The sequence below is a fragment of the Acinetobacter sp. COS3 genome, assembly GCF_000475335.1.
GTDB lineage: Bacteria > Pseudomonadota > Gammaproteobacteria > Pseudomonadales > Moraxellaceae > Acinetobacter > Acinetobacter venetianus.
The window spans coordinates 1-15,514 of sequence record NZ_AXCD01000013.1; the positions used below are offsets into that span (position 1 = coordinate 1).

The 15,514-nt window shown below is 36.7% G+C and carries 10 protein-coding genes, 1 tRNA gene and 1 pseudogene; 5 read left to right on the top strand and 7 right to left on the bottom strand.

Annotation, left to right across the window (positions count from 1 at the left end; genetic code table 11):
- Positions 1–18: 18 nt before the first annotated feature.
- The 4 genes from IO68_RS24430 to IO68_RS24450 all read right to left on the bottom strand — a co-directional run bounded on the left by IO68_RS24430 (position 19) and on the right by IO68_RS24450 (position 5,664).
- Positions 19–1,986: an ATP-binding protein gene (locus IO68_RS24430; protein ID WP_023013232.1), complete on the bottom strand. Its 1,968-nt coding sequence runs from the start codon at positions 1,984–1,986 to the stop codon at positions 19–21.
- A 250-nt stretch (positions 1,987–2,236) separates the two neighbouring features.
- Positions 2,237–2,326: transfer RNA gene (locus tag IO68_RS24435), tRNA-Ser, on the bottom strand.
- Positions 2,327–2,412: 86 nt separating this feature from the next.
- The gene (locus IO68_RS24440) at positions 2,413–4,443 is read right to left on the bottom strand and encodes an NADPH-dependent 2,4-dienoyl-CoA reductase (RefSeq protein ID WP_023013233.1); all 2,031 of its coding nucleotides are present in this window, start codon (positions 4,441–4,443) and stop codon (positions 2,413–2,415) included.
- 303 nt (positions 4,444–4,746) lie between these two features.
- A complete protein-coding gene (locus IO68_RS24450; protein WP_031234782.1) occupies positions 4,747–5,664 on the bottom strand; it encodes a DMT family transporter in 918 nt (305 codons plus the stop codon).
- A 165-nt stretch (positions 5,665–5,829) separates the two neighbouring features.
- Between IO68_RS24450 and IO68_RS24455 the strand changes: the two genes are divergently transcribed.
- The 3 genes from IO68_RS24455 (at position 5,830) to IO68_RS24465 (ending at position 9,359) form a co-directional block, all read left to right on the top strand.
- Complete coding sequence (locus IO68_RS24455) at positions 5,830–6,681, top strand: LysR family transcriptional regulator (protein WP_023013235.1); 852 nt, start codon at positions 5,830–5,832, stop codon at positions 6,679–6,681.
- 457 nt (positions 6,682–7,138) lie between these two features.
- Entirely contained in the window at positions 7,139–8,482 is a 1,344-nt protein-coding gene (argG, locus tag IO68_RS24460) for an argininosuccinate synthase (RefSeq protein ID WP_004880480.1), read from the top strand.
- Positions 8,483–8,675: 193 nt separating this feature from the next.
- Positions 8,676–9,359 (top strand): pirin family protein, encoded by a 684-nt coding sequence (locus tag IO68_RS24465; protein ID WP_007484032.1) that lies wholly within the window; start codon positions 8,676–8,678, stop codon positions 9,357–9,359.
- 47 nt (positions 9,360–9,406) lie between these two features.
- Here IO68_RS24465 and IO68_RS33920 read toward each other — a convergent pair whose 3' ends face one another.
- The gene (locus IO68_RS33920) at positions 9,407–9,547 is read right to left on the bottom strand and encodes a hypothetical protein (RefSeq protein ID WP_161626778.1); all 141 of its coding nucleotides are present in this window, start codon (positions 9,545–9,547) and stop codon (positions 9,407–9,409) included.
- Between the two features lie 1,378 nt (positions 9,548–10,925).
- Between IO68_RS33920 and IO68_RS24475 the strand changes: the two are divergent.
- Positions 10,926–11,869: pseudogene (locus IO68_RS24475) on the top strand (IS5 family transposase).
- A 111-nt stretch (positions 11,870–11,980) separates the two neighbouring features.
- On the opposite strand, the gene IO68_RS24480 reads toward IO68_RS24475, so the two are convergent.
- Entirely contained in the window at positions 11,981–13,705 is a 1,725-nt protein-coding gene (locus tag IO68_RS24480; RefSeq protein WP_023013238.1) for a bifunctional protein-serine/threonine kinase/phosphatase, read from the bottom strand.
- 51 nt (positions 13,706–13,756) lie between these two features.
- Positions 13,757–14,566, bottom strand: coding sequence for a formate/nitrite transporter family protein (locus tag IO68_RS24485; RefSeq protein ID WP_008303564.1), 810 nt, complete (start codon positions 14,564–14,566; stop codon positions 13,757–13,759).
- Positions 14,567–14,846: 280 nt separating this feature from the next.
- Between IO68_RS24485 and cynS the strand changes: the two genes are divergently transcribed.
- Positions 14,847–15,296: a cyanase gene (gene cynS / locus IO68_RS24490; protein ID WP_017480642.1), complete on the top strand. Its 450-nt coding sequence runs from the start codon at positions 14,847–14,849 to the stop codon at positions 15,294–15,296.
- Positions 15,297–15,514: the final 218 nt, after the last annotated feature.

Consider the following 15,514-nt stretch of genomic DNA (forward strand, 5'->3'; position numbering starts at 1 on the left):
CGAAAAACCCAGTACGGTTCAAATTGTAGTTGTAGCGCCTTCTACATATTTTGGAAAATGTTTTTGTAAATGTTCAACCCCATCAATTGCCTTTGCTTTGTATTTAAGCCTTTCTTGGAAAAATTGAAGTTTAGCTTTACATTCATCAAAAATTTCAGCCCATGTTTTGACTAAAATAATATAATTATCTTTCTCTGCAATAACACCATTCTCAAGGTCAATATAACGGGAATCTAATTTCATATCTCGATCTAAACTAATAGCGATAAAGGTCCATTTAGCTTTTGTTTTACTAAACCTTGAGTCTAATCTTATAGCATCCGCATAATCTTGGATTTGAGAAATTTCATCTCGTCCAATCTTTATGCTTGGACGTTTCAGCTCAATAATTAAGTGATGGGCAGTATTTGGTTTATTATTTCGTGTTGTTTTAGAAAGCATAAGATCAACTATGCCCCTTTCTTTTGTCGGGTGCTCGACAGCCTCTAAAATATCAACATCGTTACTCAACAATTTTGAATGTTTCTTTAAACACTCTGTAAGTGACTGATCATCTACGGAAATAAAAAACTCTTCACCAAAAACCCAACAGTTCTCCGCTAACATTCGGTGTAATTGTGTCCTTTCCTTTAGATTCTTCTTTCCCACTTTAGAATTAATTATATTTTCAAGGCCACTAATAAATTTCAATCGATCTGTTACAACTTTAGATGCGCTAATAATTGATGAGAGTGATACATCTCTAAGCAATTCAGCCAGATCATCCTGTTCCTCAGGCTTAAGATTCAAAACTTCATTAATAATGGTCTGAAGACTGTTAGGGTTTGTTTCTAAAGCCTGTTTTAATAATCTAAACTGGAACTTTCGATTCTCTTTACTTGTTTTTTCAAATTTATCAATGTTATGAGAAACAGTAGAAGCTACTATGTCAAATACTTGTCTTTCTACCTGTTCAACAATATTTGTTGTTTCTGAAGGATATGGGTAAATATTTTCTTCTTTCCACTGTTCAACTAATGTGGCTGCTTTTTCAGCTTCTTGGGCTCTAAAGTGCCCTTTTATTATTTCTTTTGCTAAGCCTAAATTTTTTTGAACTGATGCGTTTGTAGGGGCAAAATCCAAACCATGCATATTGACCATTTCTATAATGGCTTCACTTTCAATATAAGCTGTATATTTTTTATTTGGATAATTCCACCCAATATCTAACTTTAGATATGGAATACCATGATTACAGCTTAAATATGTTGAAGTCGTTTGTTTTGAACTTACCCATTCTGTAAGTCTTAAAGTAGATGAATAATCTTTTCCTTCGTAATTAATAAAATCAAGGTTGAAAGGGGTTACAGCCAAGATTATTTTTTTAAGATCTATTTTTTCACCATCAATTTCTAAGCTAATATTTTTATAATCGTAAAGATAAAATGCAAATGTTTCCAAAATCTTAGTTTTTGCTGAATCGGTCAAACTTCTTATTTTTTTAGGTACATCATAAGCTTCAATAATAACACCTGTCTTAAAATTTTCATCTGACTCTACAGGATTTGAAATCTTCACATCAGATGGATTATTTAAATGCATAGCTACTTTATAGGTAAATAATTTACCTAAACTTTCATCTTTATATGTAATTGACCAATTTACTGTTGCACCTAAAGAAAATGCTTTGAGACGGCCTTTGCCTTCTTTCCCATGTAAAAAACGGCCATATACATCACTTTTAAGTTTATTTTTCTTTTTAGACCCACCTAAATTTTTAAAAATATTCTTTGCTTCTGAGAAATGAATACCAACACCATCATCAATAATTTTTATAGAGTTCAATGAATCTAAACCATTATCTTCAAAAACTACTCTGACATTTAAAGCATCAGCATCTAATGCATTCCAAATTAACTCAATCAATGCGTCAACAAGACTCGTTTTACCAAGCTTACTAATAAGGTCATTTTGTATTGTTAATTGTACTGAATGAGCATAGTTCATAAAATTTCAAATGATGGTCTAAATTTTAGAAATTCGAGTATAAAATATTCTTTTTCAATATAGTTAGTTGTGAGATAAAAAATCTTAAAAGAGTTTAAAATTATTAACGTTTCTTATACCGATTTCCTATCCTGTCCTAAATCATCCTGTTCTTGCTTTTTTCATCAACAATTTGATGAGGGGTAGGTTGAGGGGTAAAACAATATGCAAGAAAAAAGCCCTTGCAATAACAAGGGCTTAATTCAAAATTTGGCGGAAGCGGTGAGATTCGAACTCACGGAGGACTCACACCCTCGTCGGTTTTCAAGACCGGTGCATTAAACCGCTCTGCCACGCTTCCATGTGCGTAAGAATACAAAGCTTGTTTCCTTTATTCAAGAAAAATTTAACTGCAATGTATTCAAATGCATATTGTTTCATCAATTCTTAAAGTTTAGCTGCTAATTCAGCGCCATCACGAATTGCACGTTTCGCATCTAACTCAGCAGCGAGCTTTGCACCACCAATAATATGATAATTCGCAATTGTGTTTTCACCGTCTTTCGGCATTAAATCTTTAACAGATTCCTGACCAGCACAAACAACAATCGTATCAACACGCAATAATTGGTCGTGTCCATTATGCTCGATCCATAAGCCTTCATCAGTCACGGCCTTATATTGCACGCCACGTAACATACGCACTGCATGCTTTTTCAATTGTGCACGATGTACCCAACCCGATGTTTTACCCAACCCAATACCAAGTGGTGTTGTTTTACGTTGCAATAGGTAGATTTGGCGAACTGGTCTTTCCACTTCTGGGCGTTGCATACCACCTTCAGAAATATAATTTGGACTTGGATCAACTCCCCATTCACGCTGCCACTCAGCTAAAGGTTGCGGTTGAGGCTGATGTGGTGGTTTTAATAAGAACTCAGAAACGTCAAATCCAATACCTCCAGCTCCAATTACAGCAACATTATGACCTACTGGCGCACCACGTAATACTTCAGCATATGACAATACTTGCTGAGCTGTACTTCCTTGGATTTTTAAAGCACGAGGAACAACACCCGTTGCTACAATAACTTCATCAAAGCCTTCTCGTTCAAGTTGCTCACGGCTTACTTTCGTATTCAACCGAACATCCACACCTGTTTGCTTAAGCTGAACCTTGAAATAACGAATAGTTTCATGAAACTCTTCTTTACCAGGAACGACTTTCGCTAAATTGAATTGTCCACCAACATCATTATTTGCTTCGAATAATGTCACTGCATGACCACGACTTGCCGCAACAGTTGCAGCGGACATCCCAGCAACACCACCACCAACAACAGCAACACGCTTTGGTTTCTTAGTTTTGATATAAACCAATTCCGTCTCAAAACATGCCTGTGGATTGACTAAACAGCTTACACGTTGATTTTTAAATGCATGATCCAAACATGCTTGGTTACATGCGATGCAAGTATTAATTTCATCAACACGATTGGTCGCAGTTTTATTTACCCAATACGGATCAGCAAGGAATGGACGTGCCATTTGCACCATATCAGCCTGACCTGAAGCAACAATTTGCTCAGCGACATCTGGCATATTAATACGATTCGATGCAATCACTGGTACAGATACATGCTGTTTTACCACGGCGGTATAATCAACAAATGCTGCACGAGGAACAGACGTTACGATGGTTGGAACACGCGCCTCATGCCAACCAATTCCCGTATTCAATAATGTGATTCCTGCTTTTTCTAATGCTTTAGCAACAGCAATTACCTCTTGCATGGTATTACCATCATGTACTAAATCGAGCATCGATAAACGGAAGCAAATAATGAATTTCTCGCCAACTTTGGCACGAATTGCTTTTACGATTTCAACAGGAAAACGCATACGGTTTTCAATATCACCGCCCCAACGATCAGTACGCTTATTAACATGGTTACTGAGGAATTGATTAATTAAATAACCCTCAGACCCCATAATTTCGATACCATCATAACCCGCTTTTTTCGCCAAGCTAGAACAACGTGCATAGTCCTCAATCGTTGCCAAAATCTGAGAGTCTGACATTTGTCTCGGTTTGAATGGGTTAATTGGTGCTTGAATCGGAGATGACGAAACAGAGAAAGGATGATAACCATAACGACCAGAATGCAAAATTTGCATCAAAATTTTTGCGCCATGCTTATGTACAGCATGCGTCACAAGCCGATGATGCGGAATATCCGCTAAGCTATTCATCGTTCCGCCAGCAGGTAGTAACCAACCTTGACGGTTCGGAGAAATACCACCGGTAATAATTAGGCCAACACCACCCTTAGCTCGCTCACCAAAATATGCTGCAAGTTTTGGGTAATTATAAAAACGATCCTCTAAACCAGAGTGCATAGAGCCCATTACGACACGGTTTTTAATAGTAGTAAAACCCAAATGTAATGGTTTTAGGATATTTGCATAGCTAGTCATGGTATTCCTTCTATATTTTTGGCTTTGCAACTTGTTGCATAGTACTTTAATACTTTTTTGCTCATTTGGGATGACTGATAAAAAACTTTTCGGTGTTGAAAATGTCAATTTTGCATGTAAATTCGACGAATTCCAGTCTAAGTTGCAGATCAGCAACGTTACGTTTAAAAATAAAAAAAGTCAGCCATGCAAAACATGACTGACATTCTGACTTCTTTTATATGATTATTTACAATTTCTTTATCTTTTAAAGAATGCTAGTAAAAAAGTCTATAAAGTTTATAACTGATAAAATTAAATCTCTTAACTTTGTTCACCACTTGAATACGCTAAGTGACGGCGTTGTGATTTTATTTTCAAAGAACTCATCACAATTCCTGAACAGATAAATGCCGCACCAATTAAAATATTGAATGTCAAAGGCTCATGCCAAATCAAATAACCAAAAAATAGGCTCAAAATTGGAATACACATGATTGATATTGAAGCGATAAAGGTATCAACCTGACTGACGATCCAATTCCAAAGTACAAAAGCAAATCCTGTCCCAATCACCGAAATATAAAAGAGCACAGATTCATTGAGTGGATTTAACCAAACTTGTGCATCAATAGGCTCAAACATGAGTGCACCAATCAACATGATGCTCCCACCCAACAATAACTGCCAAATGGTCAATTTGATTTTGTCATAACTGGCTAAATTCTTTTTGATATAAACTGTCGACATCGCCCAGAAGAAACCAGAACCTATAAGCAGTACTTGTCCAAGTAATGAAACATTCATATGTAAATCATGTAGCTGAGGCCAAAGAATTGCGATTAATCCCAACGTACCCAAAATGAGTCCAAGTATTTTCTGTTTATTTAATCTCTCATTTAAAAAATAATGCGCTAGAACACCAATAAAAATTGGCATCGTAAATACTAAAACTGCCGACAATCCTGAATCAACAAATTGCATTGCAAAAGTCTGAGTTGCATAGAAACCAAAGCAAATTAAGCCACTTAAAATGATGAGCTGCTTCCATTCTTCTCGTTTCGGCATGATTGATTTTTTAATGACTCGCTGCACAACCATCAAGGTGATTGCAGCCAAAATCAGCCGTGTAGAAATAAATAAAAATGGTGGAAATACTTGCAGACTATGTTTTACAAGTCCCCATAAAGATCCCCAAACCAAACATAATAGCGCGATTGCACTCATCACTCGAATATTCACTTGCTGTACTCAACAGATGGGAAGTGAAATCATTGTATAAAACAAATGACATCATGAATAATGCTATGTTTTAATATATGCATCATTTTTTTTGATACCAACTAACTAGAAATACCTTAAAGGCATTCCTAGCTTAGTCATAGACATAAATATCGAGGATTGAATGTGAATATTGATATTAACGATATCAGATCATTTATCACTGTTGCTGAACTAAAAAGTATCACTGCAGCGGCAAATAAGCTCAACTATTTACAGTCAAATATGACAGCTAAAATCAAAAAAATTGAAAATCACTACAAACGTCAGCTCTTTATTCGTAAACCCAAAGGTGTAGAACTCACTGAATCAGGCATGAATTTATATGCTCAATATAAAAAAATGATGTTCACATGGGAAGAAACTGAAAATAAAATTTATCAACAAGAAAGTGTCTTACGTTTTGGTACTAATACGAGCTTGGGTGGCATGCGTTTCTATCCATCTTTTAGCCAACTTTATGAAGCCTATCCCGACCTATCCTTAACAATGAAAACAGGCTCAACGGGCTATATTGAAGAAGAAATTTTGCAAGGCAATCTCGATATTGCTTATGCACTAGGGCATCCAAAGCATAAGGGCTTACAGTACATTCAAAAAGCTGATGATCAATTAGTGATTATTGGTAAAAACATGATTAATTATGAAAATTTAAAAGAATGTTTAAATCATCAAAACATTTTGCTGGCTTCAGAAGAATGTTGTTATGCAACAACGCTTGATCATTTGTACACAGACTATAATTTAACAAAAGGTGAATTAACGCATATCTATGATCATGAGGCACTGATTCATTTTACCCAACTTGGTATGGGAATCTCGATGATTGCTAAATCATTGATCTCAAAATACAACATTCAATTTTATCGTGAAGTTCCTGAACAATATCGAGATATAGGTTTATATCTCATCGCACGTAATGATCATGTTTTTACTCCAATTGAAAAACAATTTATTGGCTTAAATGATTCACTCTGAGCGAATTTTAAATGAAAGGTTTAACTTTTTTGAAGTTCAATTGGTAATTTAAAAGTTGAATCTTTTTCCCATTTAAATAAAGAGAAAAAATTAAGGCGCATACCCCCAAAAAACTCCCAATAGAATATTAAGGAATATCCACATAGAATCGATAAACAGCTTTATAGATAAAAAGCGTAATTACAACAATTGCTGCCATTTTATGCAACATAGAAAGAATTTGATTTTGATGGTTTAACACTTTTATCTACCTTTTTATCATCTTATTCAGATAACTTCACTTATCGTTAAACTTTATATTTTTCTGATGTTAATCTATTTTTCAAATTAAAAATCAAGAATTCCACTCTGAACACAAAAAAAATCGTTTTGAAAAGTGATATAGTACTGAGCGAATAAATTCTCTTTGGTCACCGAAGTAATTAGGGTGCCTATTTCGAAATAGTTAGGACTAGCAATGACTGATAATGCAACGATCTTGCAGCATGTACCAGTAGGTAAAAAAGTTGGGATTGCCTTCTCTGGTGGTTTAGACACTTCAGCAGCTCTATTGTGGATGAAACAAAAAGGCGCAGAGCCTTATGCTTATACTGCAAACTTGGGTCAGCCTGATGAAGATGACTATGATGCGATTCCAAAGAAAGCTGAGCAATACGGTGCAGTCAAAGCTCGATTAATCGATTGTCGCTTACAGCTTGCTCTTGAAGGTATTGCTGCAATTCAATGTGGTGCATTCCATATCAGCACAGGTGGTGTTCCTTATTTCAACACAACACCTTTAGGTCGCGCAGTAACAGGTACGATGCTTGTAACAGCGATGAAAGAAGATGATGTAAACATCTGGGGTGATGGTTCAACTTATAAAGGTAACGATATTGAACGTTTCTATCGTTACGGTTTATTGACCAACCCTGCTCTTAAAATTTATAAGCCTTGGTTAGACCAACAGTTTATTGATGAGCTAGGCGGTCGTGCGGAAATGTCTCAATTCCTAATCGACAACGGTTTTGACTATAAAATGTCAAAAGAAAAAGCTTACTCAACTGACTCAAACATGTTGGGCGCTACACATGAAGCTAAAGATTTAGAATACCTAAATGCAGGTATCAAAATCGTTGATCCAATCATGGGCGTTGCGTTCTGGAAAGATGATGTACAAATTGCTGCTGAAGAAGTATCAATTACTTTTGAAGAAGGCTTCCCTGTTGCATTAAACGGTCAACGTATTGAAGACCCTGTTGAGCTTATCTTAGAAGCTAACCGTATCGGTGGTCGTCATGGTCTTGGTATGTCTGACCAAATCGAAAACCGTATCATTGAAGCTAAGTCTCGCGGTATCTACGAAGCTCCAGGTATGGCTTTATTGCACATTGCATATGAGCGTTTAGTAACAGGTATTCATAATGAAGATACGATTGAACAATATCGTATCAACGGTTTACGTTTAGGTCGCCTACTTTACCAAGGTCGCTGGTTCGATTCACAAGCATTAATGCTTCGCGAAACCTCACAGCGTTGGGTTGCTAAAGCAATCACTGGTACTGTGACTCTAGAATTACGTCGTGGTAATGACTATACGATCATGAACACTGAATCTCCTAACCTCACTTATGAAGCTGAGCGTTTAACAATGGAGAAAGGTGACTCAATGTTTACACCGATGGATCGTATTGGTCAGTTAACTATGCGTAACCTTGATATTACGGATACGCGTGCAAAACTCGGTATTTATACCGAAACTGGTTTGCTCGCAGTTGGTCAAGGTTCTGCAATTCCTCAATTGGAAAATAAAACAAAATAAGTGATTGATAATTAAATTTATCTCACTAAAAAGGGCTGAATATTTTATTCAGCCCTTTTTATTTCATTCAAAAAACACAAAACATTTAATCATTTCATTTATAGAACAATATGTCGCAATTAAAGACTATTTATCATCATTATGAATCGATAATATAACGATCAAGCAAAACATAATAATTGGGAGATGAAAGATGAATGCTTATCTACATCGTAGTGAAAATCGTGGGCATGTCAAAGCAGGTTGGTTAGACACCTATCATAGCTTTTCATTTGGTAGCTGGTACAACCCCAAATATATGGGTGTAAGCGCACTCCGCGTGATCAATGACGATACAGTTGCTGCTCACAATGGTTTCGGTACTCATCCCCATGACAACATGGAAATTTTAACCTGTGTACTCGATGGCACAATTTCTCATAAAGATAGTATGGGAAATGAAGGGCAAATTAATGCAGGTGAATGGCAGTTGATGAGTGCTGGTACAGGGGTAACTCATAGTGAAATGAACAAGCATGATAAAGCGGTGCATCTATTACAGATTTGGATTCAACCTAATGTACAAGATGCTGAACCAACTTATCAGCAAATTCAGCTCAACCCGAAAGATCATCCTAATCAATGGCACTTGATTGCTGGCGATGAATCTGCACCAATGTCGATTCGTCAAAATGCCGAAGTGAAAACAGCAGTGATTGAGAAAGATCAACATTTAGAGATTACAGCACAGAAAAAAGTAAACTATGTGCATGTGATTTCAGGTGAAGTGATGATTGCGGAACATTTAGTAAAAGCAGGAGATGCTTTACTGTTTGATGAGACTGCAACAATTACTGCATTACAAGACAGCCAAATGATCTGGTTTGACTTACCTTAACTCAAACAAAATGCTTCGTCGTCATCATGGCGGCGAAGCATTTTTGATTAATCCCCTCCACCACTATCGCATCCGCTAGAATCAGATCCACTATCACGACTTGAGCAACCATGTGATGAATGATGGTCATAACGTGAAAATGTGTCATAAGAACCCGAATCTGAACTTTTCCCCATCTTCTTGATCATATAAATTGTAAATCCAAAGATTAAAGCAAAAACGATGAAAGCTACCACACTCACTCCATATCATTTTTGATAGTTTTCTAAACATTTAATTTATATTGAAAATTTAAAATAAAATCAATAAACATTAAAAAAGCCCGATTAACGGGCTTTTCTACAACCTTGAACATTTTTAAAAACAATATAAAACGTTTCGTTCGTTGTTAGCTGTGTATTCAGGTTGTCATATCTTTGTTCATTTGGACAAGACATCTCTTAAATTCCAAATAGTATATGACTTCCTTATAGATTAAATTATCACCAATCCTGAAAGTGGTCAAGAGAATATATAGACCTATATAAAAAATATCTCGCTAATTCTCAATATTTTTAAAGAAAGGGAATAAAGAACTTACTTTAAAAATTACAAATTTAATGACATCAAAATAACCCACTACCAACCCCATCCATAAATTTTTAATTTTAAATTAAAGCTATAAATAAACTTTAATATCTATAGTCTATTTGAAATATTTTTTAAACTAACTACAATATTGATTTATACTCACTATCCACATCATATCTGAATATAGACATTAATTTATATGTTAAAATTTAATTTTTTACTTTTATTCTTTATTTATACGAATGTATATGCCTTTGACAATTATAATCCCCCCATCAGTTTCACAACTATCAAACTGAAGTAAATTTACTTTATTTTCAAGAACTTAAACCAAAAGAATTTATCACTCGTTTAAAATTACTAGATGAAAAAATTGATCAATTCTATCTTCCTAAATTGAAAAAAATTAAAGAGAAAACAAAAAAGTATAATGATTATAGTTGTAGTTACGAATATAATATAGCATCTGAACTTGCATTACTTCTAATATATAATCAACCAGATTACACAGAGGATTACTTTCAATTTCTTAAGGAAAAGATGCATAGAATTTATCAAAAAAATAAAGCATTAGAAATTAATTGTTATTGATGAATTGAAAGGACAAAACAAATCTACTTGCTAATATTGAATCTTGCACATTCAATCATGGAAGTAATGTATATCTTGTAAAAATATTTCAGTAGTAGGGAACTTCCGTAAAAAAACCGCCAATTAAGGCGGTTTTTTAAGTTGCTGATATATCAGCTAATTTTGGTAGGTATATCCAGACTCGAACTGGAGACCTCTACGATGTCAACGTAATATTTTCATATTAAAATCAACAACTAAAGAATAATTGGTGCTAAATTGGTGCCAATTTTTTATGTAACAATATATTATCATTAATACTTATCGATAATAAAACCAATAAAAACTTTCCTTTATCTTTTAATTGTTATCGGCTTTGTTGCACAAATCTATCTGTAAAGGGTTTTTCAGCGATATAATTTTCAAATGAAGAAGCCTACACACAAAATCTACCGCACAACCAATTGGCCCGCATATAACCGAGCACTTATGAGTCGCGGAAATATTGCCATTTGGTTTGATCCTGCTACGCAATGGTATGCGCCATCAAAAGGCAAACAAGGGCGAAATCAAACCTACTCCGACGCAGCCATCCAATGCTGCTTAATGATTAAATCCTTATTCCGTCTGTCTTTACGTATGGTCACTGGCTTTGTGCAAAGTCTGATTAAACTTTGCGGATTAAATTGGATAGCTCCAGATTACACCACGCTTTGTAGAAGACAAAAGCATATTAATATTGCAATCAATTACCAAAAAAGTAGCGATGGGCTGCATCTACTCATAGACTCTACAGGCATGAAGTTTCTAGGTGAGGGCGAATGGAAACGCAAGAAATATGGACCTGAATATCGTCGCCAATGGCGTAAACTTCATATTGGCATAGATGCTAAAACTCTACAAATACGCGCTATTCAGCTTACAACCAATAATGTCAGTGATTCACAGGTGCTTGGTGATTTACTTAATCAGATTCCACAAGATGAGCAGATTGACTCTGTTTATACCGATGGAGCTTATGACACCAAGCTATGCCGTGAGGTCATTGCAGATCGGCAAGCGCATGCGGTGATTCCACCTAGAAAAAATGCGAAACCTTGGAAAGATACAAAGAGCAGCTCGCTAGATCGAAATGAATTACTTCGAACAGTTAATCTTGGAAGCAGTGCTTCTCAGGCAGGACACTATGGAAAAAATCAGGCTATCATCGGTGAAGTTTGGTTGAAACTAAGATGCACTGCATTAAATTATTAGGAGATAAACTCAGAGCAAGGCGTTTTGATAGCCAAGTCAATGAGATTCATGCACGTGTAGCAGTCCTCAACAGATTTACGGAATTAGGTCGACCACTTACCCAAATTACGCCTTAAATTTAGCTCAATTAGGGGCGCTTTGCATTTCAAATCTTTGTGCAACAAAGCTGTTTGAATAAAAACTTATCTAAGTATCTTCAATTTTAAGCATGGTTTGATTCTCTCTTTTCAAATAAATGGCCATGCAATACTCAGTAAAAATAATAGCCCTAATACGGTGCAACTAATTTGCCAAAAACGCAAAGGATCTCGTTCAATGATTGCTGGTGGTTTAGAGTTTAATAATTCTTTGGAAGGATGCATTAGATTATGAATGAGTTCAGACAAGGCCTCAAAACGATGTGTCGGTTCAATACTCAGCGCTCGGCCTAAAATTTTATCTAACCATATAGGTAAATCAGGCCGATATTTCCTGATGGAATAGTATTGAACTTTTTTAAGCTGCTTTAAACTGTTACAGCGAGCTAAATCTGTCCCATAAGGTAATTGTTTGGTCAGTAAATAATAGGCCATTACCGCCAAAGAAAATTGGTCTGAATGTACAGATGGCGAATGATCAATAAAATACTCCGGTGCCATAAATGCTAAGGTTCCGAGTGGTCGATTCGCATTTTTAGGATTAATTTCGACCAGGCCTCTTACTGCTGTTGAACCATAATCAATCAGTTTAATTTTCATGGCATTTTCTGCATTTATAACCATGATGTTTTCTGGCCGTATATCCTGATGCAGCATCTCCAGCCGGTGCATTGCATTTAAAGCCAAAGCTGTTTGTTGCAAAATTGGTAAAATCTCATCGAGATTTAAAGGCTTTTCCTGGCGATGCAGCCATTGAGCCAAAGTTTCACCCTGTAAATATTCATAACATTGGAATAAATATTTTTTCTCAGTGTTAAGTGGATAACACTGCATCAGGTTGTCATGCTTCAGACGTTTTGATACCCAATCTTCGAGTTGAAATTGCTCTACGGCATACTTATCTTGCTGTAAATCTGCCCCCAAAGTTTTTATAACCAAAGGCTGCTGCTGAGTATCGTGTGCCAAATACAGGCAACTGCGATGATTTTGGTGCAAAATCTTATCAATCACATAGCCTTCAAAAACTTCACCTTTACTGAGCTGTTGTGGAAATACATAATCCTGCTGAATATGAAACTGATTCAGTTCAGGCAACTGTTCTACACGGATCACCTGGAAACTTAAGTTATCATCACTGCCCTGTTCTAAAGCTTTTTCAACGAATGCTTTGGCAAGTTGATTTAAATCTGCATCTATTAAAGTTAAATCTAATAATTGTTGATCTGTGACAAATTCATAGACCCCATCGGTCATTAGTAAAAAAATATCTTTTTCTTTGAGTTCAATATTTCGATAATCAATTTCAATACGATAATCCGCACCTAAGGCTCGACTAAGATAATGCTCTTTGGAAGACAACCAGACACGATGATCATGGGTTAGTAATTCAATTTCATGATCGCGAATGCGGTAAATACGACTATCACCAACATGAAAAACATGGGCTTGTTGCTGTTTTAAAATCAGTGCAGATAAGGTACAGACATACCCTCGGTCTTTATCAAAACGTCCTTGACTTTGTTGAGTCTGTGCATAAAGCCATGAATTGGTCGCGCGGATCACTCGTTCTGCTGAAGTCTGTGTACTCCAGGCATCTGAAGTAGAATAATAATCCGATAAAAAACTGCTGACTGCAGTTTCTGCTGCAATATGGCTGACATTGCTGCTACCGATTCCATCCGCTATAACACATGCAATACCTTTCTGTTTCAGCACATGTCCTTCGGGCAGATATACTCCATGGAAATCCTGGTTCTGTTGTTTAACTCCGGCAGTAGAATATTGCCCAATACTGACTTTTAATGTTTTTTTCATGCTGAAAGCTCAAAAAGGGATCTATATGATCCCTTTATAAAATGATGAATGTTAAAATTCTTTTTTAACACCAGTACGGACATGGGTGGTATAAAGTGCCAGACCTGTTAATGCCAAACCGCCCACCAGATTACCTAAAGCAACCGGCAGTTCATTCCATAGGAAGTAGTCAGCAATCGAGAAGTCACCGCCCATCATCATGGCAAATGGGAACAGGAACATGTTCACGACAGAGTGCTCAAAGCCCATGGCAAAGAACAGCATAATTGGCATCCACATGGCAATAAATTTGCCACTCACCGTAGTAGACATCATCGCGCCAATGACACCTAATGACACCATCCAGTTACACAGCATGCCACGGATAAAAATAGTCATCCAGCCGGCGAATCCGTATTCGGCATAACCTAATGTCCGCTCCTCGCCAATATGCGCAATTTTTACGCCGACAGGGTTTGGATCCGCTGCAAAACCCATGGTATAAACCGCTGCCATGAGCACCGCAACGACTAAACAGCCTGTAAAGTTCCCTACAAACACCAAGCCCCAGTTTTTTAGAATACGTCCCCATGTCACCCCTGGGCGTTTATCTAGCCATGCCAGCGGCGTAAGTACAAACACCCCAGTTAATAGGTCATAGCCCAATAAATACAACATACAAAAACCAACTGGAAACAGGAGCGCACCAATCAATGGTGATCCTGTTTGCACGGCTATGGTAATGGCAAATACCGCTGCCAAGGCCAGAATGGCCCCTGCCATAAAGGCACGAATCAATACATCACGGGTTGCCATATGCAATTTGGATTCACCCGCATCTACTACTTTTTTTGCAAACTCCGCAGGAGCAAGATATGCCATGTTGTCGTCCTCTTTTTCAATATACGGACCTGTTTTTCGAAAAAAAGACGCCTAAGATCATTGAAGACCTTAGGCGCCGTTGCCTTGAATATTAGAACAGGTAATGGTGAATGGCGTCGTTGCCATGTATATCGAAATATAAGCAAAAGCTATGCCACAAATAATTAACAATCACTTAAATATTCATTTTCTATTTAGCATGAACTCTAGAATGCTGTTGGCATGATATCTGCATTATGCGTTCTACATACATTCATTTGAGAATAATTTGGAGAGGATTATGATTACCCATCGTCAACAAGTAACTGACATGATCATTTCAGCGAAAGTTTTAAAGTCAATTAAGTGGTCAGATGTTGCCAAAGAGATTGGTCTTTCTAAAGAATGGGTAACCGCTGCATGTTTAGGTCAGATGGCGTTTAATAAAGAGCAAGCAGAAAAGATTGGTCAGATTTTTGGCTTAAGTGATGAAGCCGTTGCATGGCTACAGATCGTGCCATATAAAGGTTCCCTGCCAACTAGCGTGCCGACAGATCCGCTGATTTATCGCTGGTATGAGGTTGTCAGCGTCTATGGCATGACTATTAAAGAACTGATCCATGAAGAATTTGGTGATGGAATTATGAGCGCAATCGACTTCAGCATGGATATTCAGCGTGAGGAAAACCCGAACGGTGACCGGGTAAATGTCGTATTGTCTGGCAAGTTTTTACCTTATAAAACCTATTAATTAATCGTTTGATAAAGCCATCATATTGATGGCTTTTCATTTCTTCGTAAGGAGATCTTTTATATCACCGTCTTTATCCTTATTTAATTTTGACTATACACAGCTTCTGGGTATAAGAGGAACCGACATCAATATAGTGACAGTTATCAATCTGGGTATGTTTTTTCACAATGGTATGCCCTAAATAGGTTTTGAACTGAACCGTACCGGGTTTGTCG

Excerpts from the sequence above, each read along its gene's own strand:
- IO68_RS24430 (WP_023013232.1), bottom strand. The coding sequence starts at position 1,986 with ATGAACTATGCTCATTCAGTACAATTAACAATACAAAATGACCTTATT.
- IO68_RS24440 (WP_023013233.1), bottom strand. The coding sequence starts at position 4,443 with ATGACTAGCTATGCAAATATCCTAAAACCATTACATTTGGGTTTTACT.
- argG (WP_004880480.1), top strand. The coding sequence starts at position 7,139 with ATGACTGATAATGCAACGATCTTGCAGCATGTACCAGTAGGTAAAAAA.
- IO68_RS24465 (WP_007484032.1), top strand. The coding sequence starts at position 8,676 with ATGAATGCTTATCTACATCGTAGTGAAAATCGTGGGCATGTCAAAGCA.
- IO68_RS33920 (WP_161626778.1), bottom strand. The coding sequence starts at position 9,547 with ATGATCAAGAAGATGGGGAAAAGTTCAGATTCGGGTTCTTATGACACA.
- IO68_RS24480 (WP_023013238.1), bottom strand. The coding sequence starts at position 13,705 with ATGAAAAAAACATTAAAAGTCAGTATTGGGCAATATTCTACTGCCGGA.
- IO68_RS24485 (WP_008303564.1), bottom strand. The coding sequence starts at position 14,566 with ATGGCATATCTTGCTCCTGCGGAGTTTGCAAAAAAAGTAGTAGATGCG.
- cynS (WP_017480642.1), top strand. The coding sequence starts at position 14,847 with ATGATTACCCATCGTCAACAAGTAACTGACATGATCATTTCAGCGAAA.